Origin of the sequence: Candidatus Thiodiazotropha sp. LNASS1, assembly GCF_964212655.1 — a bacterium.
GTDB lineage: Bacteria > Pseudomonadota > Gammaproteobacteria > Chromatiales > Chromatiaceae > Thiodiazotropha.
Genome location: NZ_OZ156465.1, coordinates 2,800,664 through 2,823,836, shown reverse-complemented (window position 1 = coordinate 2,823,836; position 23,173 = coordinate 2,800,664). Strand labels below are relative to the sequence as shown.

The 23,173-nt window shown below is 51.4% G+C and carries 22 protein-coding genes; 18 read left to right on the top strand and 4 right to left on the bottom strand.

What is annotated here, in order from left to right; genetic code table 11:
* The first annotated feature begins 1 nt into the window (after nt 1).
* The 5 genes from AB8516_RS12360 to AB8516_RS12340 all read left to right on the top strand — a co-directional run bounded on the left by AB8516_RS12360 (nt 2) and on the right by AB8516_RS12340 (nt 5,838).
* Nucleotides 2-817 (top strand): glycosyltransferase, encoded by an 816-nt coding sequence (locus AB8516_RS12360; RefSeq protein WP_369161029.1) that lies wholly within the window; start codon nt 2-4, stop codon nt 815-817.
* A gap of 127 nt (nt 818-944) precedes the next feature.
* Nucleotides 945-2,465, top strand: coding sequence for a flippase (locus AB8516_RS12355; RefSeq protein ID WP_369161027.1), 1,521 nt, complete (start codon nt 945-947; stop codon nt 2,463-2,465).
* A gap of 214 nt (nt 2,466-2,679) precedes the next feature.
* Nucleotides 2,680-3,825, top strand: a complete 1,146-nt coding sequence (locus tag AB8516_RS12350) for a glycosyltransferase family 4 protein (RefSeq protein ID WP_369161025.1) — start codon at nt 2,680-2,682, stop codon at nt 3,823-3,825.
* The gene (locus AB8516_RS12345; protein ID WP_369161023.1) at nt 3,822-4,766 is read left to right on the top strand and encodes an NAD-dependent epimerase/dehydratase family protein; all 945 of its coding nucleotides are present in this window, start codon (nt 3,822-3,824) and stop codon (nt 4,764-4,766) included. Before AB8516_RS12350 ends, AB8516_RS12345 begins: the two co-directional genes overlap by 4 nt.
* Entirely contained in the window at nt 4,759-5,838 is a 1,080-nt protein-coding gene (locus AB8516_RS12340) for a glycosyltransferase family 4 protein (protein ID WP_369161021.1), read from the top strand. Before AB8516_RS12345 ends, AB8516_RS12340 begins: the two co-directional genes overlap by 8 nt.
* Here AB8516_RS12340 and AB8516_RS12335 read toward each other — a convergent pair.
* Complete coding sequence (locus AB8516_RS12335) at nt 5,810-6,799, bottom strand: glycosyltransferase family 2 protein (protein WP_369161019.1); 990 nt, start codon at nt 6,797-6,799, stop codon at nt 5,810-5,812. The genes AB8516_RS12340 and AB8516_RS12335 overlap by 29 nt on opposite strands.
* A 534-nt stretch (nt 6,800-7,333) precedes the next feature.
* Between AB8516_RS12335 and AB8516_RS12330 the strand changes: the two genes are divergently transcribed.
* From AB8516_RS12330 to AB8516_RS12305, 6 genes are all read left to right on the top strand, one after another.
* Nucleotides 7,334-7,711: a globin domain-containing protein gene (locus tag AB8516_RS12330; protein ID WP_369161017.1), complete on the top strand. Its 378-nt coding sequence runs from the start codon at nt 7,334-7,336 to the stop codon at nt 7,709-7,711.
* An 869-nt stretch (nt 7,712-8,580) separates the two neighbouring features.
* The gene (leuS, locus tag AB8516_RS12325; protein ID WP_369161015.1) at nt 8,581-11,160 is read left to right on the top strand and encodes a leucine--tRNA ligase; all 2,580 of its coding nucleotides are present in this window, start codon (nt 8,581-8,583) and stop codon (nt 11,158-11,160) included.
* On the top strand, nt 11,150-11,659 hold the full coding sequence (gene lptE / locus AB8516_RS12320; protein ID WP_369161013.1) for an LPS assembly lipoprotein LptE: 510 nt from the start codon (nt 11,150-11,152) through the stop codon (nt 11,657-11,659). The genes leuS and lptE overlap by 11 nt, the downstream gene beginning before the upstream one ends.
* Before the next feature lie 20 nt (nt 11,660-11,679).
* Nucleotides 11,680-12,690, top strand: a complete 1,011-nt coding sequence (holA, locus tag AB8516_RS12315; protein WP_369161011.1) for a DNA polymerase III subunit delta — start codon at nt 11,680-11,682, stop codon at nt 12,688-12,690.
* 162 nt (nt 12,691-12,852) lie between these two features.
* Complete coding sequence (locus tag AB8516_RS12310; RefSeq protein ID WP_369161009.1) at nt 12,853-13,101, top strand: hypothetical protein; 249 nt, start codon at nt 12,853-12,855, stop codon at nt 13,099-13,101.
* A gap of 159 nt (nt 13,102-13,260) precedes the next feature.
* Complete coding sequence (locus AB8516_RS12305) at nt 13,261-13,512, top strand: hypothetical protein (RefSeq protein ID WP_083220713.1); 252 nt, start codon at nt 13,261-13,263, stop codon at nt 13,510-13,512.
* A gap of 24 nt (nt 13,513-13,536) precedes the next feature.
* On the opposite strand, the gene AB8516_RS12300 is transcribed toward AB8516_RS12305, so the two are convergent.
* A complete protein-coding gene (locus AB8516_RS12300; protein WP_108295370.1) occupies nt 13,537-14,052 on the bottom strand; it encodes a retropepsin-like aspartic protease in 516 nt (171 codons plus the stop codon).
* Between the two features lie 402 nt (nt 14,053-14,454).
* Here AB8516_RS12300 and AB8516_RS12295 point away from each other — a divergent pair, with 402 nt between their 5' ends.
* From AB8516_RS12295 to AB8516_RS12280, 4 genes are all read left to right on the top strand, one after another.
* Nucleotides 14,455-15,726 carry a glutamate-5-semialdehyde dehydrogenase gene (locus tag AB8516_RS12295; protein ID WP_369161006.1) on the top strand — a complete coding sequence of 424 codons (1,272 nt, stop codon included), beginning with the start codon at nt 14,455-14,457 and terminating at the stop codon, nt 15,724-15,726.
* Between the two features lie 14 nt (nt 15,727-15,740).
* A complete protein-coding gene (gene nadD / locus AB8516_RS12290) occupies nt 15,741-16,391 on the top strand; it encodes a nicotinate-nucleotide adenylyltransferase (RefSeq protein WP_369161004.1) in 651 nt (216 codons plus the stop codon).
* Between the two features lie 82 nt (nt 16,392-16,473).
* Nucleotides 16,474-16,833 carry a ribosome silencing factor gene (gene rsfS, locus AB8516_RS12285; RefSeq protein ID WP_069124964.1) on the top strand — a complete coding sequence of 120 codons (360 nt, stop codon included), beginning with the start codon at nt 16,474-16,476 and terminating at the stop codon, nt 16,831-16,833.
* 8 nt (nt 16,834-16,841) lie between these two features.
* A complete protein-coding gene (locus AB8516_RS12280; RefSeq protein WP_369161002.1) occupies nt 16,842-17,813 on the top strand; it encodes a helix-turn-helix transcriptional regulator in 972 nt (323 codons plus the stop codon).
* 22 nt (nt 17,814-17,835) lie between these two features.
* Here the strand turns inward: AB8516_RS12280 and AB8516_RS12275 are convergent, their stop codons facing one another.
* The gene (locus AB8516_RS12275; RefSeq protein WP_108295366.1) at nt 17,836-18,090 is read right to left on the bottom strand and encodes a hypothetical protein; all 255 of its coding nucleotides are present in this window, start codon (nt 18,088-18,090) and stop codon (nt 17,836-17,838) included.
* Between the two features lie 20 nt (nt 18,091-18,110).
* On the bottom strand, nt 18,111-19,943 hold the full coding sequence (locus tag AB8516_RS12270) for a Na/Pi cotransporter family protein (protein ID WP_369161000.1): 1,833 nt from the start codon (nt 19,941-19,943) through the stop codon (nt 18,111-18,113).
* Between the two features lie 526 nt (nt 19,944-20,469).
* On the opposite strand from AB8516_RS12270, the gene AB8516_RS12265 reads away from it, so the two are divergent.
* The 3 genes from AB8516_RS12265 to AB8516_RS12255 are packed head-to-tail and all read left to right on the top strand — an operon-like array spanning nt 20,470 to nt 23,132.
* Nucleotides 20,470-20,790, top strand: coding sequence for a DUF21 domain-containing protein (locus AB8516_RS12265; protein WP_369160998.1), 321 nt, complete (start codon nt 20,470-20,472; stop codon nt 20,788-20,790).
* On the top strand, nt 20,774-21,883 hold the full coding sequence (locus AB8516_RS12260) for a hemolysin family protein (protein WP_369160996.1): 1,110 nt from the start codon (nt 20,774-20,776) through the stop codon (nt 21,881-21,883). Before AB8516_RS12265 ends, AB8516_RS12260 begins: the two co-directional genes overlap by 17 nt.
* Nucleotides 21,867-23,132 carry a hemolysin family protein gene (locus tag AB8516_RS12255; protein ID WP_369160994.1) on the top strand — a complete coding sequence of 422 codons (1,266 nt, stop codon included), beginning with the start codon at nt 21,867-21,869 and terminating at the stop codon, nt 23,130-23,132. The genes AB8516_RS12260 and AB8516_RS12255 overlap by 17 nt, the downstream gene beginning before the upstream one ends.
* Nucleotides 23,133-23,173 lie beyond the last annotated feature (41 nt).

Below are 23,173 nucleotides of genomic sequence, written 5' to 3'. Positions count from 1 at the left end.
CATGAAACTCGTAATATCCATTGTCTACTATGATAGCGGCCTGCCTACTCTAAGGGAGACGCTTGTGAGCATAGTCAGGTCCCTTGACTATGCCGCCGAGGAGTTGCAGGATCTCAAGGCCAAGGTTGTGGTTGTCGACAATGGTGGGATTCTGAACCAGGTTAAGCACCTGGCATCACAGGTATTCGAAAATGGCGTACATGAGTGGATGGTGCTTGGGACGGGCGGTAATATTGGATATGGCGCCGCCCATAACCTGGTAATCCTGAATGAACAGAGCGACTATCATCTGGTTATCAATCCCGATGTGGAAGTGCTCGAAGATGCCTTTCTGAAGGCGATCAAATATATGCACCACAATCCCAACATCGGTTTGTTATCCCCCTATTCTGAAGACCCGGAAGGTTACAAGCAGTATCTTTGCAAGCGCTATCCCGCGGTTCTCGATCTGTTTTTGCGTGGTTTTGCACCAAGGTTCGTGAAGCGATATTTTGCGGAGCGTCTGCAGGAATATGAGATGCGATACGATTTAAAGGGACGTACGCTCAGTAAGGAAGTTATGGCCAGTGGCTGTTTTATGTTTGTACGACACAATGTGTTGGTGAATGTAAAAGGCTTTTCGCCGGATTTCTTTGTTTACTTTGAAGATTTCGACCTGTCGATCAGGATAGGCAAACGTTCCACCATCGCCTATGTTCCGGATGTGCGTATTGTCCATGGTGGAGGCAACGCTTCAAAAAAGGGAATCAAGCATATTCTCATGTTTGCCAAGTCGGCGTTTGTTTTTTATCACAAGCACGGTTGGCGCTGGGCTTAAGAGGCCCTAGAACACCACTCTTTCGGAGTTTTGTGGTCTGCAGGCATCGTTATGTTTAGGCCTCGTAACGATTTGAAATTTTGGAGTGCTTGGATACATGACTCTCTGTCCGGAATCGTAGCTGATCATGAGCGCCGAAGATAATGAACTGACACGTGGTGGCCGACTGGCCAAGAACGTCGTCTGGAATTTGCTGAGTATCATTGTCCCTTTCCTTGTCGCCATCATCACCATACCAATCCTGATTGACGGCATTGGCAAAGACCGTTTTGGGCTGTTGGCAATCAGTTGGATGTTCGTCGGTTACTTCAGTCTGTTTGATTTTGGCCTTGGGCGTGCGTTGACGGTATTGGTTGCAAAGTGCCTAGGTGAACATCAACACCACAAGATACCCGGCCTGGTATGGACGGCTATGATCCTGATGACTGTCCTTGGCGTGATCGGATTTGTTGTCATCTTCTGGCTCACACCCTGGTTGGTTGGCTCGGTGTTGAAGGTTCCGTCCGAATTGCAACAGGAGACGTTGAAGGCCTTCTATCTCCTCTCCGTGTCGATTCCATTCGTTATTATCACAGTTGGCCTGCGAGGTGTGATTGCAGCCTATCAGCAATTTAAGTTATTAACAGCCATACGCATACCTATGGGTATATTTACCTTTGTCGGTCCGGTTGCAGTATTGCCATTCTCCACCAGTCTTTATCCCATTGTTGCTGTACTGGTTGCTGGCAGATTCATCGCTGTCCTGGCTCACTTCATGTTGATGTTTCGAATCGTGCCTGAGGTACGCCAACACTATCGAATCGACCCCGGTCAATTACGTCCGCTTTTCGGTTTTGGCGGGTGGATGACGGTGAGCAACATTGTCGTGCCGTTAATGGTATCCATGGACCGTTTTGTGATCGGCGCGGTGTTGTCAGTGACCGCAGTGGCCTTTTATACGACACCCTATGAAATCGTATTTCGATTGATGGTTATACCAACCGCCTTTGTCGCCGTTTTGCTGCCTGCCCAATCGACTACACTGGCTATAGAACAGGGCCAGGATCGAAAATACTCAGCTGAACTGTTCAACAAAGGGCTCAGTTACATCTTTATCGCCCTGTTTCCTCTGCTGCTGGTGATTTCGGTATTCTCATTCGATGGCTTGAAATTGTGGGTGGGCGAGGAATTTGCTGACAATGGTTACCAGGTGATGCAGTGGCTGGCTGTCGGGGTTCTCTTCTATGGGCTCTCTCTGGTGCCTTTTTCTCTGGTGCAGTCGGCGGGTCACCCCGATTGGTCTGCCAAGCTGCATCTTTTGGAGTTGCCGATCTATCTGGCTGGTCTGTGGTGGGCCTTGTCCCACTACGGCATTTTGGGCGCTGCACTGATTTGGACGCTGAGAGCATGGCTGGATGCGCTTGCACTGTATATGATGTCTTTGACGCTGGTACCCGAGTGTCGGGCATCAGCCATGCGATTTGGATTGTCGGTGCTTATGGCGGTCACGCTTTTTGTTGTCGCCACCCAGTTTCAGGATCTGCTGGAGAAGTTCCTGTTTGTCGGTATCGTACTGACAGGTTTTATCTACCTGGTGTGGCGTCATGTTTTGGAGCAAAAGGAGCGTTTGTGGCTCCTGAGAGGCTTGGGTGTCAGACGTGAATGCTAACCCTGTTGTTGTCTGCCATAGCCTTTTCACCCTATCGTTATGTTAATTAAATATTGCTGTGTGGCGTACAACCGCCCGTATGATCAGTCGTTCATGTGTTGCTGTGAGATGACGATCGCATCCATGCGGCATCCGCTGCAATCCGGTTATAATGCAGGGTCAGTTCTGATCTATTTGGGGAGAACCCAATTTCTCTATTTTGGTGACACACTCCATGTTTCGTGCCCTGCCTAACAATCGATTGATTCTGTTTGTTGTCAATGATGCCGGTTTTTTTCTCTCTCATCGATTGCCCCTGGCACTGGCGGCAAAGAAACAGGGGTATGATGTGTGTGTCGCCACACCCCCCGGTGACGGTGTGGAGCAGATCAAAGCAGAGGGTTTAAGCTATAGGCAGGTTTCACTTAGCCGAAGTGGTGCGAATCCTTTGGCTGAGCTGCGGACGATATGGAATCTGTACAGACTTTATCGGGAGTTGCAGCCGTTAATCGTCCATCATGTGACCATAAAACCGGTTCTGTACGGTACATTGGCTGCGCGTGTGGCTAAAGTATCTGCTGTAGTCAATGCAATATCCGGTCTGGGTTTTGTTTTTCTGGCGCGAGGTTGGTTCAGCGCCATGGCGCGTTCTGCGGTACTGACCAGCTATCGTTGGCTGTTTTCCCGCAAACGACTCTGGGTCATTGTGCAGAACCGGGATGATTATGATTACTTGCTGGAAAAAGAGTGTCTGAGTCAGGATAAGATTGAATTGATTCGGGGCTCAGGTGTTGATGTGGACAATTTTGTCATGTCGACGGAGAGTGATGATCTGCCACTGGTTGTGCTCCCGGGTCGCATGTTGTGGGATAAGGGGGTCGGTGAATTTGTTGAGGCAGCCCAGCAGTTACACCGAATGGGAATCAAGGCCCGCTTTGCCCTGGTGGGAGGCATTGATCCAAATAATCCGGAGTCTGTGCCTGCCGCTCGCCTGGCGGAGTGGGCCAGAGAAGGTAATGTTGAGTGGTGGGGTAACCGCCAGGATATGCCTGAAATCTACAGTGATGCTCATATCGTCTGTTTACCCTCCTACCGGGAGGGATTGCCAAAAGTGCTGTTGGAGGCCGCCGCCACAGGGAGAGCGATCGTCGCCACCGATGTTCCGGGTTGTCGCGAGATTGTCATTGAAGGGGAGAACGGGCTGTTGGTGCCGGCCAGAGAAAGCAGACCCTTGGCAGATGCGCTGAGGCGTTTGATTACAAATCCAGCACTACGCCAATCCATGGGGCAGAAGGGCAGAGCGATGGCGGAAGCGGAGTTCTCCATTCATCAAGTCATTGAGCGCCATTTGAATATCTATCAGCGGGCACTGGAACCGTGAACACTATTCTGGTTACGGGAGCAAACGGATTCGTCGGTGAACACCTTTGCCGTTATATGCTCTCCAGCGGGTATGGTGTAAGGGCCGTGCTTCGCCAAAAGTCGCCACACTGGCAGTTGTGTGAGCATGTCGCGGTTGGAGATATAGACGGCTCCACTGACTGGAGCACTGCCTTGGATGGCATGGATACCATCGTTCATCTGGCTGCCCGGGTGCATGTGATGCGGGAGTCCGAATCCGATCCCCTGGCTGCGTTTCGTCGAGTCAATGTGGCAGGCTCTGCTGCGCTCGCCCGTCAAGCCGCTGAAGCCGGTGTTAAACGCATGATCTATCTGAGTAGCGTGAAAGTGAACGGTGAAAGGACCCATGGAGAACCCTATAGGGCGGATGATGAGCCCAGACCGGAAGATGCTTATGGTATTTCTAAATGGGAAGCGGAACAGGCGTTGATCCGGGTTGCGGCGCAGACGGAGCTGGAACTGGTCATCGTGCGGCCAGTCCTTGTATACGGCGCCGGAGTAAAGGGGAATTTTGAGCGTTTGATGAGCCTGATCAGGCGGGACGTGCCTCTGCCTCTGGGGGGGATTTCAAACCGTCGCAGTTTCTTGAGTATCCAGAATCTGCTCGATTTCCTGCATTGCTGTGTCGATCATCCGAATGCGGCGGGTGAGATATTCCTGGCAGCTGACGGGGAGGGTCTGTCGACACCCGACCTGATCCGCAAACTGGCGCATGCTATGGATTGCAGGGCCAGGTTGTACCCTGTGCCATTGACGCTGCTTCGTCTCGGTGGATGGCTGACAGGGCGCTCCTCAATGATTGCGAGGTTGACTGAAGACCTTCAAGTGGACCTGTCGAAGAACAGGGAGCGGCTGGGTTGGGCGCCCGTGATGGAGATGGATCGGGCGCTATCGGAAATGGTGAGTTTTGATAATGGCTGAGTGGTTGCATTCTTTTTGGATGATGGCACTGAGTTTTTCGTTGTCCCTGGGATTGACGGGGCTGGCACGTTCCTATGCATTGCAACGTGGTTTGATGGACCGGCCCAATAATCGCAGTTCCCATCTGGTTGAGACGCCTCGCGGGGGTGGGATCGCCTTTGTTCTGGTCTATCTGGCGCTACTGGCCGGGGCAATGATCTTCTCTTTCAGCATTGACGATCTTGACCGCAATCTACACCTTACCCTTCTCTTGGGTGGTGGCCTGGTTGTAGCGATCGGGTATATCGATGATCATCGCCACGTCTCCGCCATGGTTCGTTTTATTGTTCATTTGATTGCGGCTGTAGTTGCCGTGACATTGTTGCAGATGCCTGCCATTGATCTCTGGCCGGGATTGATCTTGGAGGGGTGGTGGCTCGATGCATTGATGGTGATTGGTCTGGTTTGGTTATTGAATCTCTACAATTTCATGGACGGTATCGACGGGATTGCCAGTCTTCAGGGAATTACCGTGCTGTGTGGCGCAGCCTTGGTGCTGGTGCTTAACCATGCCGGTTCAGAAGCGACAGCTTGGTTGCTGATTCTGGCAGCGGGCATAGCGGGTTTTCTGGTCTGGAACTGGCCCCCCGCAAAGATCTTTATGGGAGATGCAGGGAGCGGTTTTATCGGATATGCATTGGGTGTCTTTGCCCTCTACACGGCCAATGCCTACCCAATTTCCCTTTGGAGCTGGCTGATTTTGCTGGGGCTATTCGTCGTGGATGCCACCTGGACGCTTGGTGTGCGTATGGCGAATGGTGAAAAATGGTACCGGCCTCATGCCAAACACGCCTACCAGCATCTTGCCAGACAAAGACAGTCTCTCAGTATCAATCAAGGTCTGTCGGCAGAACATTCCCGGAGCCTTGCGCACCGTTGGGTCATCCTGCAAGGCCTGCTGATCAACCTGTTTTGGTTGTTGCCGTTGGCCTGGCTTGCTGCAGTATTCCCCGGCTATGGACTGCTGTTGACACTGATTGCCTTTGTGCCGCTGGTGATTCTGGTCAGGTCGCTTGGGGCCGGGTTTGGGTAGAATCATCCCGCTTGCCTTTGTCCGGTTGTGATTCCAGTTTTCTGATGCGGTACTGCACTTCTTCCAGTAATTTTCGATTGACACTCAACAGATCGGCGATAAAAGCCACGAGAATGGTTTGAAACCCAATCCCCATCATTACGCCGGCGAGGATGACGGATTGTATGTGTCCCGTTCCATCTCCGAACAGGTAGTAATAGAGAAAGCGCAATCCCAGGATTAAACCCATACCGAAGAGGATCAGTCCGGTTATGAGAAAGAAACGGAACGGTTTGTAGACAACAAAGATCCGCAGTATGGTGATTATGGACTTTTTAATGTAACTGCTGATGCTTTTGACCAGTCTGGATGGTCTGAGGTCTTCGTTGACCTCGACCGGGACCGAGGTTACCGCCATCTGCTTCATACCGGCCTGGATAATGGTTTCAAGGGTATAGGTATACTCGTTGAAGACATTCAGTTTCATCGCGGCATCGCGACTGAAGGCCCTGAAGCCGCTCGGGGCGTCCGGTATGTCGGTATGACTAACCTTTCTTACCACACTGCTACCCAGGCGTTGCAACACCTTCTTGGTGAACGAGAAGTGCTCAATCATTTTGATAGGTCTGGCACCGATGACCATGTCCGCCTTTCCATCCAATATTGGCTGGGTCAGGCTGGGGATGTATCCGGCATCGTACTGATTGTCGGCATCCGTATTGACGATTACGTCGGCCCCTTGTCTTACACATGCGTCCAGGCCCAACATAAAAACCTTTGCCAATCCCTGATTTCTGGTGTAACCGACGATATGGTCAACCCCGTTATCGATAGCGACCTGGCGGGTTTCATCCGTACTGCCGTCATCAATGACCAACCATTCCACTTGGCTGAAGCCAGGCACCTCTCTGGGCAGTTCCGCGAGTGCGAGGGCCAGGGTTTTTTCTTCGTTATAACAGGGGATCTGTATTATCAGCTTCATCGCATCGGCACTCACATTGTCTCATCCATGAAAAATGATTTATTCCAGAACGGGTTTGAATACCAGTCGCCACACAGTGAAAATTGAACAAATTCAATGAATAAGATATGTTAATTTCCTATTTTGGTACGTAATATACCATTTATTATCGCTTTGGAGATGTAACTTATCATGGATGAGAAGAAAAAAAGATTCTTAGTTGTCGATTCAGGCCTCAAACAGCGAATGAGGTCATGTCCGCACCTATCCCTAGGGCCTGTTATAACTATTCCAATAGGCGCTTTTCAGATGCAACCTACAGGATTGCGGCCACATAGCGGCCTCATTTCTTGCTCATCTAGGGTGAATGCTAATCCCTCATTCAGTCTTGTGGGACACAAAAAAGGTCCCAGCAGAACCGTTTACAGACATGTTAACAAACCCTGGTTAATGTCTGGGCGCTTACGGCCGATAACTAGTAGTGCAATAGGCTGGTATTGACTGTCGGATATGAATCAACACAATCTCGAAATATTTAATCAAAGTTTGCAGCGGGTGACTTCATCGCCAGCCTTTTTCGACTGTTTTTACGATAATTTCATCAGCCAGTCCGATGAAATCAGTGAGTTTTTCAAGAATAGAGATATGGCGCAGTTGAAAAAAAAGTTGCGCGAGACCCTGTTCATGCTTGCTGAAACCGCCGAGGGGCGGCCAGGGCTGACACTCTATATCGAGATGTTGGGGCGCATACACAAGCGCCTGAACGTTCAGCGCAAGCACTTCAACATGTGGGAAGAGGCGCTGTTGGAAGCGGTCAAGATTTATGATGATGAATACGATGACGAGGTTCTGGCCGCATGGCTGTACGTGATCGATGAAGTTATCGAAACAATGTTTTCCGCTCTGGAAGAAGCACGGTTGATGGCCTCTTAGACCTACTATAAGCCTGCTTTAAATTCCTGTTTACACATAGGTCCGCCACTCAGACTTTCACACTGAAAACAGTCTTAACAGATCGGATCCACCGAAGAATTTGTGGATAGATTTCACTGATCCCGTCATTCCGGCGCATGCCGGAATCCAGATGCTCCACACGATTCTCGACCGTCAGCCTTTCAGCAAAGAATACTGCTCGTCAAATCAGCTCCGGATACAAATCACGCCAGCGTGGGTTCAGCGCTTCAATCGTCTCATGCATCTCATACCAGACTAAATTATGCACACTGTAATGACTGGAAAAGCCTTCAACTCGACTATTCTTATGTTCCCAAACCCCGCTTTAGCAGGTTAGAAGTCATACCCGTGTATAGGGTTCTATTTCGTTTACTGGCCAATAGATACACGCACGGTTGTCGCTCCATACCGTCTCCCTGGCATTCATCCTGGATTCCGGCATGCGCCGGAATGACGTGATGATAGGATATAAGCTTGTCAGTTACTTAGGCAGCGTCAGGTAGTCAGAATCGACCCGCAAAAAAGATATTACTGATGATTTAGATATTGTTTCCGTCTTTCAAGAGGTTAGTGACACTTATCATTTAGAGCTACCCACGAATTACTCTAACGAGCCATAAAGTCTAGTTGCCAAGATTGAAAATGAGTATGTATGGTCATCGTAGGGTGTGAGTTTGCATCTATTGGTTCTTGAATTCATAGAGACCTGGGTGTGACATCTTTCTGTCAGCAGCCAGCTGCGGTATCCTTCCGCGATATTAAGCGCTTTGGCGCGGACCGGAACCATTCTCTGCGGGACATGCCTTCCGGTTAATCCATATTTAACAATTATCCAGTCGGACCATAACATGCATAAAAACTACGAACCTGCAGCCCTCGAGGCAGAGGTGCAGGCATACTGGGAGACAGAAAAGACCTTTGAGGTCGAAGAGGATCCAGGTAAAGAGAAATTTTACTCCCTCTCCATGTTTCCTTACCCCAGCGGCAAGCTGCATATGGGGCATGTGCGTAATTACACTATCGGTGATGTGATTGCCCGATATCAACGCATGCTGGGTAAAAACGTGCTGCAACCCATGGGCTGGGATGCCTTCGGTCTTCCTGCGGAGAATGCGGCGTTGAAGAACAGGGTTGCTCCGGCCGGGTGGACATATGACAACATCGCCTATATGAAGGGCCAGTTGATTCGGCTCGGTTTCGGCTACGATTGGCGCCGGGAGCTGGCAACCTGTCAACCCGGTTACTATAAGTGGGAGCAGTGGTTGTTCACCGAGCTCTTCAAAAAGGGTTTGGTGTACCGCAAGCATGCCGTTGTCAACTGGGATCCGGTGGATCAGACAGTTCTGGCCAATGAACAGGTCATCGACGGTCGTGGCTGGCGCTCGGGGGCTCTGGTCGAGCGGCGTGAGATTCCCCAATGGTTCGTCAAGATCACCGACTACGCGGATGAACTGCTGGATGAGATCGATAATCTGGAGGGTTGGCCCGAGCAGGTGCGTACCATGCAACGCAACTGGATCGGCCGCTCCTTTGGTGTCGAGATGGTATTCGATATCGATGCATCGGATGAACCCCTGACCGTCTATACAACGCGCCCTGACACCTTGATGGGGGTCACTTATGTCGCCGTTGCCGCTGAACATCCGCTGGCGTTGAAGGCCGCAGAAACGAATGATCGGCTCGCGGCCTTTATAGAAGAGTGTCGCCGGGGCGGGACCTCCGAGGCCGATCTGGAGACGATCGAGAAAAAGGGGATTCCGCTGGGGATCGATGCGATCCATCCGGTAAGCGGTGAAGCGGTACCCATCTATGCCGCGAACTTTGTGTTGATGGGTTATGGAACGGGGGCGGTTATGGCGGTTCCGGCCCATGATGAACGCGATCATGCCTTTGCCCGCGAGTATGGAATTCCGATCAAACAGGTGATCTACCCCAGCGAAGGAGCAAATCCTGATATATCGGCCGCCGCCTATATCGAGCCGGGTGTTCTGCAGGATTCGGGCCCCTTTAACGGTCTTTCGTCGGCCGCCGCTTTCGATGCCATAGCGGAGTGGCTGCAGGAAAGGGGCAAAGGGCAAAAGACCAAACAGTATCGTCTGCGCGATTGGGGGGTTTCACGCCAGCGCTACTGGGGTGCGCCGATACCCATGATTCACTGTGATAACTGTGGGATTGTTCCGGTGCCGCTGAAAGACTTGCCGGTGCGGCTGCCCGAAGACATCGTCTACGACGAAAATACGATCAATCCGATTAAAGACAATCCCGCATTCTCTGCCTGCATTTGTCCAGAGTGTGGCGGAGCGGCGCAGCGGGAAACGGATACCTTCGATACCTTTATGGAATCGAGTTGGTACTATGCGCGATATACCTGCCCTGATGCCAACGCCATGCTCGATGACCGGGCGGACTATTGGTTACCTGTCGACCACTATATAGGCGGTATCGAACATGCGGTGTTGCACCTGTTATATGCCCGTTTCTATCACAAATTGTTGCGCGATGCCGGTCTGGTGAAGAGTGATGAGCCGTTCACGCGTCTGTTGACCCAGGGAATGGTTGTCGCGGACACCTATTATCGGGATCAGGATGACGGATCCAAGCATTGGTATAACCCGACCGAGGTTGAGGTTGAGCGTGATCAGAAGGGACGCCCGCTTTCAGCCTGTCTGAAGGAGGATGGCGGACCGGTTATCATCGGCGGCATCGAAAAGATGTCGAAGTCAAAGAATAATGGAGTTGATCCACAGTCGCTCATCGATCGTTATGGGGCCGATACGGTTCGTCTCTATACCATGTTTACATCCCCGCCAGACCAGTCATTGGAATGGAATGACGAGGGGGTCGAGGGTGCGCATCGATTTCTCAAGCGCTTGTGGGCGTTGGCAGAGGCTATCTACGCCAGGCCGATGGTGGCGTCGGTAGCGGAAGAACTGGCTGAATCCCAGAAGACGGCACGGCGGGAAATTCATGAGTTATTGAAAAAAGCCCTTTATGACTACGAGCGTCAGCGTTTCAACAATGTCGTGTCTGCCTGTATGGGGATGATAAATATCCTCTACAAGCTGGGAGACGCACCTGCGGATCTTCAGCTGCTGCGTGAAGGCGTATCCCTGGTATTGCGCTTGCTGGCGCCGATCGCACCTCACGTAACCCACCGCCTTTGGTGTGATCTGGGGTATGGGGATGAGATACTCGACAGCGAATGGCCACAACCCGATGAGGCTGCCCTGAAACAGGAGAGCCTGCCCTATGTGGTGCAGGTTAACGGCAAGGTGCGGGCAACCATACAGGTACCTGCGGATGCCGAGAAACAGGCTATCGAGGCATTGGCACTGGCAAATGACAATGTACAGCGATTTATCGGTGAGGCTACAGTCAGAAAGACCATCGTGGTGCCGAATAAACTGGTGAATATCGTTGCCAAATAGTTCAGTGCATATTCACCATCAACTGCTTTGGAGCGTGCTGATATCGGTCCTTTTCGCGGGTTGTGGTTTCCACCTCAAGGGGTATGGGCAGCTGTCACCCGCACTGAATGGACTCTATATCTCCGGTTTTGAGAAACGGGAGAGTCTGGCCGCTGTTCTGTATGACAATTTACAGGGCAGGGGTGCGGTAATGGCCGGTGATGAAGCCTCAGCAAAGCTGAATATCGAGGTTGTAGAGGAAAGGTTCACCAGCAGAGTACTATCGGTGGATGCCGGCGGCAAGGCGTTGGACAAGGAACTGCATCTATCTGCCGTGATTCGTGCCAGGGTGCCGGGTAGCGGTGAACCGGGCGTGGAGCAGCAGCTGGATCTGTCGCGTCAGCTCAGTTTCAGTGGTGACGATGAGCTCGGTCAAAGAAGTGAAACCAGCTTGATGAAATACGATATGCGAAATGAAATGGCGGAACAGATCATTCGTCGTCTCGAAGCCATCAAATAGCGATATATTCGGGATGCCACATGCGTCTACGCAATGAACAACTGGAAAACCATCTGCAGCAACAGCTTGCCCCTGTCTATCTGTTGAGCGGTGACGAACCCTTACAGATGCAAGAGGCGGGGGATGCGATAAGGCATGCAGCGCATCGGCAGGGATACAGCGAACGTGAAGTCCTGGATCAGGTGGGTGGATTTGACTGGTCGAGTTTGAATACTGCCGCCGAAAGCCTTTCGCTGTTTGGTGAGAAACGACTACTGGAGCTACGCCTCAACAGTGGAAAACTGGGTGCAGAAGGGGGGAAATCCCTCGGCGCCTACTGCCAGCGTCCGGCAATCAATACCATCTTGCTGATAACACTTCCCAAATTGGAACGGATGCAGACAAACAGCAAGTGGTATCAGTCGGTTGAGCGGACAGGTGTGGTGGTACAGATCTGGCCGGTTGAAGGGAAGCGGCTGGTCCCCTGGATCGAGCAGCGCTTGCGACGCGCGGGACTGATACCGGAAACAGGAGTGGTGGAGATGCTTGCAGATCGGGTAGAGGGTAATCTGCTTGCAGCCAGCCAGGAGATAGAGAAACTGTTGCTGTTGTATGGTCAGGGTGTGGTTACACCGGAAAAGCTCATCGAGGCCGTGGCTGATAGTGCCCGGTTCGATATCTTTAGCCTCGTCGATACCCTGCTTGAGGGCGATATCGCCAAGGGGAGCCGTATTTTGCAGGGCCTAAAGGGTGAGGGTGTTGCGGCACCGGTGGTGCTTTGGGCATTAAGCCGGGAGATTCGCCTGCTCGCCGAAATGAGCTTTGAGATAAGGCTGGGCGAGGGCGTGGACCAGGTAATGGCTAAACATCGCGTCTGGGACAGGCGTAAGCCGATCCTGCGCAGGGCATTGCAACGGCAGGTGGATCATTGGCAGCGTCTGTTATCGGATTGCGCACTTGCGGACAAGGCAATAAAGGGGCTGGATTCTGCGGATCCCTGGTTGTTGTTTCAACAGCTCGCAAGGGGTATGGCGGGCATACCTCAGATGTGACCTGTTCCTCACAGTTCCCAGGGAGATAATGGCTTTTAATGGGCATAACGCTTATTTGTGAACCAGGTCAAGCCATTAATTCTTCCCGCGTAGTCAGATCTGTCACCTAGGGCCGCTATCCTGGCGGCCTGGGATTCAAACAACATCAACAAGGAGTAGGTGATGAAAAAAATCCTAATAAATCAATTTGTTGCAATTTTAACATTAGGTGGAGTTTGTGGCGCCATAGCCGCTGAAGACGTGTTCATGAAGCTGGATCGAAATGCCGATGGTTTCATCTCCGCAGAAGAGTCGATTGTAAGTGAGGCACTCTATAAGAACTGGTCAACTGTCGATGCCAATAACGATGGCAGAATCGATACCGCCGAGTTCAGTGCCTTTGAAATCAAAAGTGAAAATAGCGGGAAATAAGGAGTAACCCCAAAAACCCATTTTTGCTGGGAATTAAAGTTGTGTTTTTGTGATTGACTTCACTTAAATTCTTCCCCCAGCGGTGTCTCATGAAATACCGGAGGGCCCTGACAGGGCTTTTTGGATCGAAAATCATTACATTCCGTTAAGGAGAACATTATGAATAAAAAAACTATCCTCCATTCTGCAGTAGCTCTGGCAGCAGCAGGTTTTCTTACCGCAGCGGTTGCTGGCGAGGATGCATTCAGCAAACTCGACGCCAATGCTGATGGTGCCATCTCTTCTGAAGAGGCGACAGCTCACGAGGCTCTCTATAAGGGCTGGGAGACCGCCGATGCGAACCAGGATGGACAAGTTGATGCGGCCGAGTTCAGTGCATTCGAGGCCAGCAGCGCTCCTGAAGGTAAATAACTTCGGTAGGGAGTAGGATCCCCTTTATGGGGTCGTAATCCCGGCAGCCAGCTTAGTCTGGTTGCCGGTCTCCGCCTTAACCAGATGGCAATTACTCAACTGTAGCTGTGGTGGTTGGGTGGAAAAAATAAAAGGTGCGGTCTTCGACAATGCACTTAACCCCAGGATCTGACGCGTCTTGCCGGGAAACACCGCGACGTCAACCTCTTTCAACAGGCATTCATCGCCGATTCGAACATTCGAGATCTTGTAGACAGGCACACTCAACTCATCTCCATTGGCCAATACTCCCCTCAGGTTCCGTAAGTAGAGTGGACTGCCACTGGCCTGCAGCTTACTCAAAGTAGCCTCGTTGATAGTCATATAACTGGAGCCTGTATCGACCATGAACTCTGTCTCTGGCATGTCGCCGATCTTACCCGCTATGTAGTAGGTGCTGGCACCCTTGGAGAACATGGGTACATCAAAGATGAACTGCTCCGCCCACAGCTGACCGCTATAACTGAGTATCAACAGGGTGCTTAGAAGTGTTTTGATCATGGTCGTAGGCTTTGCTCGATATATATCTTTACTCACTACATAGATCGGTTGGATTCTGTTGAACTTAAGTAATTTGGTGATCAATAGAGGCAATAATTCAATCCCGTGGTGGCAATCAGTTTCTTTTAGCCTCTACCATGGATACCACAGTGAGATAATTACTGAGAATTATCAATGAGATGTAAAAGGTCTGTTGGGATGTTAAAGGGCCTGCAGAATATTTCCATAAACAGAATATGGTTTTGGAGATGCACGCATTTGAGAACCTGTTGCACTGCGGTTTAGGGTGAGGATCGGATCAAGTATGGCGTTATTTTGTTCGAGATTTGTTAAAGTTAGCAGTTTAATCGATCCAGCTGCCGAAACCTTGGCGGCAGTAATTAACGAGACAACCATACGATCATGTCAAAACAGATTTCCGATGTTGCCAGCTACATGACAGCGCTCGGCGGGGATGCCCGCCAGGCCTCAAGGGTGCTTGCCAGCGCAACCACTGCGCAAAAGAACAGGGCTCTCGAGGCCATTGCCGATGAACTGGGTTTGTCCAGACAGAGGTTGATGGCAGAAAACAGCAAGGATCTGGAGGCGGGTGCGGAGAAAGGACTGGACGCAGCCTTGCTGGATCGCCTCGAACTGACGCCTGGGCGTATCGACAGCATGATCGAGGGATTGCGTCAGATTGCCGCTCTTTCCGATCCCATCGGCGAGATCTTTGACATGAAGTATCTCCCGAGCGGGATCCAGGTGGGTCGTATGCGGGTGCCTTTGGGGGTCGTCGGCATCATTTACGAATCACGTCCCAATGTCACAGCCGATGCTGCGGCACTCTGTATGAAATCCGGCAATGCCGCCGTATTGCGGGGTGGCAGCGAGGCCTACTATTCCAACCAGGCAATTGCGGCTTCGATTCATAGCGGTTTACGAAAAGCGGGCCTGCCTCAGGAAGCGGTACAGGTGGTGGCCACCACCGACCGCTCTGCCGTGGGCCGGATGATCACCATGCCTGAATCGATCGATGTCATTATTCCGCGCGGAGGCAAAGGCCTGATCGAACGTATCAGCCAGGAAGCCAGAGTGCCGGTTATCAAGCATCTGGACGGGATCTGCCATGTCTATATCGATGACCAGGCCGATCTTGACAAGGCATTTGCAGTGGCTATGAACGCCAAAACTCAACGTTATGGCACCTGTAACACAATGGAGACCCTGCTGGTGGCGGATGGGGTGGCTGAACAGACCCTCTCAATGATTGGCGGTGCGCTGATCGAAAAGGGGGTTGAGCTGCGGGGGTGTGAACGCACGCGGGAGATCGTTGCCGACTGTCAGCCAGCGACCGAGGCTGATTGGGATACAGAGTATCTGGCGCCGATACTCTCCATCAAGGTTGTCGCAGGGCTGGAACAGGCCATTGCTCATATCAATCACCACAGTTCTCAGCATACTGATGCCATTGTGACCGAGAATTACACACGTGCCCGCCGTTTTCTCACCGAAGTGGATTCTAGCTCGGTGATGGTTAACGCCTCGACCCGTTTCGCAGATGGATTCGAATATGGCTTAGGTGCTGAAATCGGTATCTCGACAGACAAGTTCCACGCCCGGGGCCCGGTCGGCCTGGAGGGATTGACCTCGGTAAAGTTCATCGTGCTTGGTGATGGTCACATCCGTAGCTGATTAGACGCGAGAAGATGATCGGCATTTTCGGTGGCACCTTCGATCCAGTTCACTTCGGCCATCTGCGCACTGCGCTGGATGTGATGCAGGCTGTCGGGCTGGATGAGGTCCGATTCATCCCCCTGCATGGTGCGGTACACCGCGCTCAGCCCAAGACTCCCGCAGATCTGAGACTCGAAATGGTGCGGCTCGCAATCCGGCAGCAACAGGGTTTTGTTGTCGACGACAGGGAGATACGGCGTGCTGGGGATTCCTATACGGTGGATACACTCGCCAGTTTGCGAAAAGAACAACCTGACAGGTCGTTATGCCTGTTGTTGGGCAGGGATGCATTTGACGGTTTTCTCGACTGGCATCGACCGGATCAGATTTTACGCCTTGCCCATCTTATTGTGATGAAGCGACCGGGGGAGGAACGCCCCAAGGAATCAAAGGTTGAAACGCTGCTTGGTGCCCATCTGGTCTCCAAGCCTGCGCAACTCAGGGCTCGGGACTGTGGCGCGATCCTGCACCAGCCGGTTACCCAGCTTGATATTTCAGCAAGCAAGATCCGTAGCTTGGTTGCCGAGGGGCGGACTCCACGCTTTCTGCTACCGGAGGCGGTGCTGCAACTCATTGAAAACAACCATCTCTATCTGACGGATCAAGCAAAAGAGCCACAATAGGTTATGCTTGACCTTAAGATTGGGTAAAATCGCACCCCACCGGTGATCCGGTCACTTTATTAGGCAACAGACACAGGACTCAATGCAAATAGAAGAACTCAGAGACGTCGTTCTGCAGGCGCTGGACGACATGAAAGCTAAGGATGTGGTGGTACTGGATGTACGAGGAAAGACCAGCATAACAGATATCATGGTTGTCGCCAGCGGCACCTCTGACAGGCATGTGAAATCGATTGCACAGACAGTGGCCTTCAAAGCGAAACAAGCCGGTGAAGCCCCGCTCGGTACCGAGGGGATGGAAGATGGTGAATGGGCCCTGGTGGACCTTAACGGTGTCGTGGTACATGTGATGCAGCCAAAGGTGCGGGATTTCTACCATCTGGAAAGACTCTGGTCCCTGGATGAGCCGGACAACCCTGCGCAGAAACTTAAATCTATTTGACACCTTGCATGGATCGGTTCGACCGGATTTTCGAGCTCAACCGTATTCTGCAGACAGCCCGCTATCCGGTTTCGAGACATCGATTGGAACAGGAGCTGGAGTGTTCCCGGGCCACGGTGAAGCGCCTCATCGAAGAGATGCGCCTCTACCTCAATGCGCCGATCGTCTATGATCGAAGACTCAACGGCTATCGATACGATCCGAATGAAGGGGAGATGTATGAGCTGCCGGGACTCTGGTTCAATGCCTCAGAACTGCATGCATTACTCACCGTTCAGCAGTTACTTGAAGGCGTGCAGCCTGGTCTCCTGGAGAGCCACCTGCAACCGTTGCGGCGAAAGATCGACACATTGCTGGAGCGGCAGCAGGGGCAGGGTGGTGAGTCGCTCTCAAACAGGATTCGACTGATACGGGCCGCCGCCCGGCCCTCCAGTCCGTTCTTCACCCTCATTGCAGGAAGTCTGGCAGCCAGGCGCCGGATCTATCTTGTCTATTACAACCGATCAGGTGATACGGTCAGCGAGCGCGAGGTGTCACCACAACGCCTCACCCACTATCGCGACAACTGGTATCTGGATACTTGGTGTCATTTGCGTGAGGGAATACGTACCTTTGCCATGGATTCGATTCGGCAAGCAAGGCAGCTGGATTATGTTGCGAAAGAGGTGGAGGAAGAACAGCTGGAACACCACTTTGCCGATACCTACGGCATATTCTCGGGGCAAGCCAATAATCTGGCGGTCGTGCGCTTCACTCCCCATGCAGCCAAGTGGGTGGCTTCTGAAGAGTGGCACCCCAAACAACAGTATCGCTGGCTGGAAGATGGGCGATACGAGTTGACATTACCCTATGGCAACCCTGAGGAACTACTGATGGATCTATTGAAATATGGTCCTGATGTGGAAATTGTTTCACCGCCTGATCTGCGTCAAGCAATTCGGCAGCGCCTGCTTGACGCAGTGGATAACTATAAAAAGTGATTGTCAGCGTGTTCACGCTTACCTAACACTTGTTTTTAAGCTCCTTGAAACGCCGAATCGCTTTTTTGCGCTGAGTGTGGATGATCTTGACCTCGGTTGAAAGGCGCTTGCGTTTTGTTCGGTCCTTTTCGTTAGCCAGTTTCTCTTTGACTACGCGTTCCTGCTTTTTTAGTTTCTTTAGGAGTTCTGAGATGCGGTCACATTTGGCCCGGTCCTTCTTTTTGCCTGCATCGAGCAGGTCCATCAATTTTTTTACAATTTTCTCTGGTGGGGGCATGGTGGCTACCTCTTCGTTATCTATCTGTCTTGTGCTTTTTCTTCGGCCTCGACCTCTTCGATGATCTGTTCCAGCTCATCTTCGTTGAGTGCGATATCCTGTTCCGCCTCTCTGAGATCAAGTGCGCGTGCGGCGAACAATATCTCCGCCATGTCGATCAGATTTTTGGAGATGTCGAAGGTGTAGGCGCTGTCATTCATAATCGATGTGGCCATCTTCTCGGTTATCAGGTTCTCACGAATCAGATGATCCAGCGAACCGTTGGCAACCACATCGATCTCTTCAATCTCCGCTTTCAGACCGTCCAGATTGAGGATTGTGATGTTATCCGGATCCTCGGACTGTACCCTTAAATCCCCAAGCTCACGCAAAATGTTACCAATTTGCAACCTGAATTTATTATATTCTGCACGAATATGCTCATTGTCTGAAACCATATAGGTTGCCAGGTTCTTGCGCAAGTGTTTCACGTCCTTCAAGGCCTCCACGATGTGTCGGCCTGCCAGTCTCAGTGAGTAGAGGTCTTCAGAGTACTCCGACGTGATGTGGGTCTGGGCTTCCGAGATATAGCTGACGATGGCGCCGTACAGCACCTTGACGTTGCGGCCATACACCTCGTCGATATCGATATCGATAACTTTATGAGGTTTTTCAACGATTTCAGGCAGATCGGCCGAGGAGAAAACATCACGCCTGTGGAGACTGACGCCATGGGCAATGATCTCCAGGGCATTATCGTAGAGATGCAGGGTTTCTTTACGTACCGATTCCATCACGGTATCGGGAAATCCCATGGTGGCATCGTAGAGGTATTTGGGTTCCACCACCGAAACCTCCTTTGCCTGCAGCATGCTTTCCAATTTAGTGACCAGGATGTTTATCGTGGGTGTCATGACCAATACACCGGTGATGTTGAACAGGGTATGGAATACCGCCAGTTTCAGGGTGTAGTCGTCGTCCGCGATACCCACCAGGGTGCTGATGCTCTCCACTCCCCACAGAAACTGTTGGATAAAGACGATGGCGATGACACCGGTTATGACATTGAAGACAAGGTGTGCAGCCGCCAGGCGTTTTCCCTCCACATTGGCGCTGAGCGAGCCGAGGATTGCGGTAATACAGGTACCCACGTTGGCGCCTATCGCCAATGCAAGGGCGTTTTCATAGGTGATCTGCCCGGCTGCGAGGCCGGTCAGAATCAATACCAGGGTGGCATGGCTCGATTGCATGACGACGGTGGCGAAGATGCCGATGCCGGCAAACAGAAACAGACCGGGGTATCCGGCAACGGCAAATTCGGTGAGGTCGATGGTGGATTTGAAGGCCTCGAAGCCCTCCTTCATGTGGTGTATGCCGAGAAACAGGAAGCCGAGACCGGCTAGTATGTAGCCTAAACCTTTGTATGTATTGGATTTTTGGAAAACCATGATGATGCCGAATGCCAGCATGGGCATGGCGTAGGCTGAGATTTTCACCTTCAAACCGAGGCCGGCAATCAACCAGGCCCCTGTTGTCGTACCGATATTGGCGCCGAAGATGATGCCGATACCGGCAGCCAGGGTGATCAGACCGGCACTGAGGAAAGAGATGGTGATGACCGACACCAGAGAGCTGGACTGCATGATCGTGGTGCTGACGATACCGAAGCTGAGGCTTTTCCAGTAACGGTTGGTACTATTGCGCAGGATCCGCTCCAGCGTTCCGCCGGTAAATGCCTTGAAGCCTTCCTCGAGAGATAACATGCCGAATAGAAAGATGGCGACACCTGCTGCTATCTCCTTGAAATCAGGACTGATCCAGAAGCCATAGGTAAGTATGATCAGAATGCTGGGAAGAAATATTTTTCGTATCATTATCGGGCCTGTTTCAAGTAGCCATTATCATGGCTGCATTATCGAAGTATGTGTATCAACGCTTTCTGCTCTGATAGACAAGCAGCACCATGCCTCAATGTGGTGATGTAGAGAGAATTTATGGTCGGGATTTCTATTGTATGCTGGCTTTTGTCATCATACTGTCATAAAACTGTAACAATTATACGCTAAGGGCTGTATTCTTGTTAAACTCATATAGGGGCTGTTCTAAGATTCATCCGAACCGCTCGTTCCGGGAGGCAGCAACATTCCGGCATTTCACCAGGGCTGGTGATTTCAGGTAGAATTAAACAGGTAGCTGTCGTGCAGTCTTAGTTGCTTCGACAGGGTCACTTCAATCCTGAACGAAAAAAATAACCGGGTTTGTTTTGATTCATACAGCGGATGAAGCTGTATTTGAAATCCCGATAACTGCAAGCCCATTTAATTGGCCATTGATGATGGGGTTCTGAATCATGCGATCTGATTCAAAGGCCCCGCTTCAGTAATAATCTGTCCGCCCATCGTGGCCGCTAGAAGCCGATTCGGAATAGTTAATGGAAGAGTTGAGAACACTCATCGATTCTCTTGGACTCGCAGATTCTTCTCTCTCAGTCGGATAGATCTGCAAAAACTCAGAAACAGCCGTGACAAGCATTCGGAAAGCATCCATGCCATGCTGGATGAGCCGCGACGCCTGATTATTTCGATACTATGCGGCAACGAACTGGTGAATATCGCCTCGGCCGCCAATATGGCGGCGATCCTGCTGATGCTCTACGGTGATGCCAACGTCACCTGGTTTAACATCCTCATCATGGTGCCGTTGTTTGTTGTTGATCGGTGAGGTAACCCCAAAGACCATTGCGGTCAGTTTTCCCGTTAAGTTCGCAACCCGGTTGACAGCAAGAATACTGCCGCGATGGATTGTTTTTATCACGCCCCTGAGAGAAGCGGTCAGATCGGTATCCGACCGCATCACCACCATGATCGTGGGTGAGGCGATAAGTCGGGAGAACATTCTGCATGCCGACGAACTGCGCACCTTATTGGAAGAGGGTGAAGAGAGTGGCGTGATCGAAGCCACTGAACGTGTGTTGATCGATAATGTACTGGAGGCCTCAGAGACGGATATTTCACGGATAATGACGCCCGGTCCGCGCATACTTTTCCTGGATGCGAACCTGCCTGTATCTGAACTGATCGAGGCGTTTCGCAGTTATCAGCATCCAAGGATTCCGGTTTATAAGGGGCACTGGGACAACGTTATCGGTTTTCTCCACTCGGAGGATATCCTGCGACTTGTCAGAGGTGGGGGTGATCTGGAGCAGGTTACCCTGGATATGATCCTCAAACCGGCGCATTTCGTTCCGCCCACCAAGAAGGTGGATGAGATGTTCGACTATTTTCAGGCCAATAATACCCGAATATCCATCGTACTCGGCGAATACGGTGAGGTACTTGGCGTCGTTACCATGAAGGATGTGTTGACCTTCATCTTCGGTGAGATTACCGGAAAGATGGCCGGTTCGGAGTATTACCAGGAAGAGGATGAGAACAGTTACACCGTTCCTGGTGATATGCGCCTTACCGACTTTTACAATCTCACCAATTTCGATATTGAAGATCCCGTGATGGCAACCATAGGAGGCGTGGTTTTCCGCCTCTTCGACCGTCTGCCAAATGAGGGGGATAACCTGCGCAATGAAGGCTATGAGTTTATCGTCAAGGAGGTGAAAGGCCTGCGGATCAGCAAGGTACAGGTGCGTAAAATCGTGGCCACAGATGAGGAGCCTCCTGTTGTCGAAGATGAAGGGTCAGAGGCGACAATAGCGGGTAAGGAGAAGGTCGAGGAGGGGATTGAGAAGCCAGCCATGATTGATCAGGAGGAGAAGGCAAAGACGCAATCAAAGGAGGTTGAAAATGAACTGGAGCGTTGAATTGCTGATGATCCTTTTCTTTCTTTTGTTGAAGGGATTTTTCTCCGGATCGGAGATCGCGATGGTGAACTCTGACAAGCTGAAACTGCGGCATCAGGGGAAACTGGGCAATCGTGGTGCAAATTTGGTTCTCAGGCTGTTCAAAACACCTGATGTGATCCTGGGTACGACCCTGGTCGGCACCAATATCGCTACAGTCACTATCTCAACCCTGGGTGCGCTTGTCTGTATCGATCTGTTTGGCAATACCGGCGACCTGATCTCAGTGATCATATTGACACCCATCCTGTTGATCTTTGGCGAAGTGGTGCCGAAAAGTGTATTTCAGCAGGAAGCTGACAGCCTGGTCAGCCGATTGGTCTATATCCTGCGCTTCTTCTCCTATGTCTTCTATCCGGTGATCTTTATCTTCAGTCGCGTGGCCAGGCTGGCGACCCGGATTGTCGGTGGTGGTACAGTGCCGCAGAACATGTTCATTACCCGCGAGGAGTTGCGGGTGCTGTTGGATGTGTCCGATTCGACCTCTGACATGCAAACCATCGATCGCAAGCGGATCCGAAGAATCATTCGTTTTGCCGATACCACGGTTGGTGAAGCGATGATCCCATTGCCGGATGTAGTGGGTTTTAATGAAGTGCGTAACATGAAGGAGGCAGTGCGGTTGGTCATGAAGCATGGTTACAATCGCCTGCCCGTCTATCGCGGTAATATCACCAATGTCAAAGGAATTCTCACCCTTGATACCTGGGCTCTGATGTTGCCGGACCTGGAGGAGAAACCGATAACCGATTACATTAGCCCGGTGCTCTATCTGTCTCCAAGGCAGACCATCGATCGTGCGCTGCCGATGCTGCAGGCAAGGAAGGATCATATGGCTGTGGTGGTGGATGAATTCGGCTCTGCGATCGGTATCCTGACCATGGAAGACGTTTTTGAAGAGGTGGTGGGTGAAATCGATGTGGGGTACGACTTTGATGAATACCACCCGAAACGTCGTAACTACATAGAATATGAGAGTGAAAACAGCCACCTTGTGAGCGGCAGAACGCCGATATCGGAGATCAATGATATTTTACATGTGGATTTCCCGGTGGAGGAGGCACTGACGGTGGGCGGCTTGATCGTCAGCCGCCTGCGTCATATTCCGTCAGAGGGCGATGCGATCGAAGAGAAAGGTCACCGCCTGACTGTGGTCGAATCTGATGAACGTTCTGTGCTAAAAGTGAGAATCGAAAGACAACTAGGGTGAAATAATCACTAATTTATAATGACTGAATGGGGGAGGAATGT